The organism is Pirellulales bacterium (assembly GCA_035533075.1).
In the GTDB taxonomy this organism is placed as follows: domain Bacteria; phylum Planctomycetota; class Planctomycetia; order Pirellulales; family JAICIG01; genus DASSFG01.
This window is the reverse complement of sequence record DATLUO010000214.1, coordinates 1-2,844: the sequence shown is the minus strand read 5'-3', so window position 1 is coordinate 2,844 and position 2,844 is coordinate 1. Positions and strand designations below refer to the sequence as shown.

Genomic DNA, 2,844 nt, shown 5'->3' with positions numbered 1-2,844 from the left:
GGCGATATGCCGTGGATTGAGCCCCTTCTCTCGGCACACGTCGGCCAGCCGTCTGTGGCCGTCCCATAAAACGTCGATGCCGTGCTTGTTGAAGACATGGTAAAGCTGAGATCGCGTCGCCCATTCTTTCACCGTCCTTTGTAGGTCGGCGTCCGTCACCGCCTGGGCGCCCTGTCCGCCGCCGGGGGGAGCTTGCCGGCCGCCGTTGCTCGCCGTCGCGTCGCCGACTGCACCGCCGGCACGGCTCGGCAGGGCAACACTTAGGCTCGTTCGCCGCAGTCTTCCAGCAAAGCCCCGCCGCGATTGGGGGCACGTGAAGGGGAGGGGGGCCATTTTCGTATAGGCACCATCTCCGCTGGGGCGGCCCCGGGTACGGACGATTGAATCGAGGTCGAAGGGCCTTCAGCAAGTGCGTTTCGGACCCGCGCCATTCCCATTCGCGCCAGCCAAGCACGACGCCGAGTGAACCGTGGGCCTCGGCGGTAGTCGGCTTGCTCGGGATAAACTGGGCCAACTGCGACCATCTCGAAGGAACACTCCTCATAATTGACACCGGCGCGTTGAAGTTGCTTGCCGAGTGCGTTGCCCTTCGCGTTTGGACTTGGATCGAGATGTTGCCCGATACGCTTGAACGGCGACGACGCACGCGCCGATGAGCTGTCGCCGGTTCGGCCGACATAAACATGACGAGACAGCGGCCCCTTGATCTCCCAAACGTACAGCCAGAAGCCGCGTTTCAAGAGGTGACCGTCAAACGCCATAGAGTACGATTGCAGTATTTTACCGCCTGGATAGTTCATGCTGTTGGATTTTCAGGTTTCACCAGCGTCGCCTTGAGACCGCAGAATCGTGGCCGAGTACGTTCCCATTTGCTCGCAATCAATGCTAGCGAAAAATGTTTCATTTGTCATTTGGGTTCCGGCGCGAAGCGCTTTGCTGCCGTCGCGTGCCGAGGCGCGGCCACCACGACCCGATGGCGATTCGTCATGGGCCGGCATAAGCCCGACGGCAACGACGTTCTTCCGCTGGCTGAGTTCGTGCTCGAACAGATCTCGGTCAAACTGGCGCGTATCGCACGAGGCCGGGCACGCGGTCGAAGTCTGCGTCGTGGCTGGCAAGCTGGCTGACGCCCTCGCTTCGCATCACGGTCACAATCAGGGCGTCGCCGCTGAGCAGTCCTACTTGGCGGCTGATGGTTGTGGCTGCGTCGACCAGGGGAGCGGAGACGGCAACGATCTTGATGCCGAACGTCGCGATCGTCTGCACCGAGCGCTGGAACTGCGTTAGCTTCTGAATCTCGCTCGGATGACGCCGAAATCGACCGGTGATGCCCGTTCCGGTCCAGCCGAAAACCGTCGCCGCTTCCAAAACCATCAAGCGATGCGCTACATCGCTTAAAACATCAGCCGACGTAATGCCGGTCAATTCGCTCCGCGCGATACGGTCGAGCAAGTCCGTGCAGGGCGCGGCCAGGACCGGATGGCGGCTGTAATGGTAGACGAACGTGTTCGCGTCGACGAATATCGACGTGCCCACGGGAATGTCGGCAAACGTCATAGCTCCTCGATTGGATCGAGGGCGATGTGCTCGATGAGCGTGGCATCATTGCAAGGAATTAAACCGGCGGTTGCCCGAACCGGATAACTTGTCGATTCGACGGTGATCCGTACCTGCTCATGCTCTTTTAGCGGCAACGGCTGGGCCGGTTTGAGCACGCCGTTCTCATAGATCGCTTCAACCACCAGGGGTTCCATGCTGGATCTCGCAAATCAGAAATCGTTGTTCGCCATCGGCATTATAACGCGGCATGCAGTCTCGTTCACGATGCCTGGCCGAAAAGATGCGCCCGCGGCGGGCCGACCGAGGAAGAAGTCCGCCGGCAGTGCGAGCGGGACGGCAAGGAATGCAACCCGGTGCCATCAGGAGTTCGACGAAGAAGACGAGGAGGAAGAGGCCGACGAGGGTTCTCACCACGCGCGCAACGCGCTCGCTCTGAGCGACGGCTCGGCTTCACCACGCGCGGCGTTTGCGCGCTGGAACGCCGCGGTTGAACGCGAGCAGCGCTATGAGAAAATCGGCGAGCTCGCCGAGCCCCGGCCGCCGACGTCTACCTGGCGCCTGATTTCGAGGAATAGCCATGAAGCTCTTTCTGATTATCGTCGGCGCTTTGCTCACGGCGTTTATACTGTGTTTGCTGATCCTCGGGCTGTGTCTGCGCTGGCTGACGCGCAACGTCCGCGGCGCCATGAAGCAATTAGGCGGCGTGCTGGAAAAGCGGCGGCCCAACGTCCCACCGCTGCGCATCAAGCTGCGGCGAACGGAGGGACGCGGAACGCCCGATCAACTGACAGAATCTGTCAGTTGGCCAATGGTGGGGGGTTCCCTCCGCGTCTCTCGCCGAGCCGTGCGGGTCAGAAATGGTCGTTTGAGACGGTGCCGCAGCAAAAGCGACACGCGCGTGTCGCTTTTGTTTCGGCGCCGTCACGGACGCTTTGCGCGACACCGATATTCCTCCTACGGATTGGATGCGGCAGCGCGTGCCAATGCGACACGCGTGTCGCATGGCCGCCGAGTAAACGGCTCCCATCTCGCGGAGCGAAAGGGGCATTGGCCGCGCACCTCGTCGCACGCGACAAGCGTGTCGCCTGCGCTCGGGTGAGACAAGGGGCCCCGGCGGTTGCGCGCCGGTGGCTGCAAACTGATGGCTAGCCCGGATTATTCACCGGCCCACACCAACCCGAAGCGCAAGCGAGGATCAGCAACGGACTTAGCTCGCTTGCGCTTCGGGTTGGTGTTCGCGCAGTCTGCGCGCCAAGTTCGGGGGCCGGTGAATCATCCGGGCTA

General features: G+C 61.8%; 3 protein-coding genes. 1 reads left to right on the top strand and 2 read right to left on the bottom strand.

Translation table 11 applies throughout. From position 1 onward, the window contains the following. Positions 1 to 1,056: 1,056 nt before the first annotated feature. Positions 1,057 to 1,557 (bottom strand): type II toxin-antitoxin system VapC family toxin, encoded by a 501-nt coding sequence (locus tag VNH11_27260; GenBank protein HVA50094.1) that lies wholly within the window; start codon positions 1,555 to 1,557, stop codon positions 1,057 to 1,059. Next, on the bottom strand, positions 1,554 to 1,754 hold the full coding sequence (locus VNH11_27255) for an antitoxin family protein (GenBank protein ID HVA50093.1): 201 nt from the start codon (positions 1,752 to 1,754) through the stop codon (positions 1,554 to 1,556). The genes VNH11_27260 and VNH11_27255 overlap by 4 nt, the downstream gene beginning before the upstream one ends. A gap of 383 nt (positions 1,755 to 2,137) precedes the next feature. Between VNH11_27255 and VNH11_27250 the strand changes: the two genes are divergently transcribed. Further along, positions 2,138 to 2,659 (top strand): hypothetical protein, encoded by a 522-nt coding sequence (locus VNH11_27250; GenBank protein ID HVA50092.1) that lies wholly within the window; start codon positions 2,138 to 2,140, stop codon positions 2,657 to 2,659. The last annotated feature ends 185 nt before the right edge of the window (positions 2,660 to 2,844 follow it).

Excerpts from the sequence above, each read along its gene's own strand:
- VNH11_27260 (HVA50094.1), bottom strand. The coding sequence starts at position 1,557 with ATGACGTTTGCCGACATTCCCGTGGGCACGTCGATATTCGTCGACGCG.
- VNH11_27250 (HVA50092.1), top strand. The coding sequence starts at position 2,138 with ATGAAGCTCTTTCTGATTATCGTCGGCGCTTTGCTCACGGCGTTTATA.
- VNH11_27255 (HVA50093.1), bottom strand. The coding sequence starts at position 1,754 with ATGGAACCCCTGGTGGTTGAAGCGATCTATGAGAACGGCGTGCTCAAA.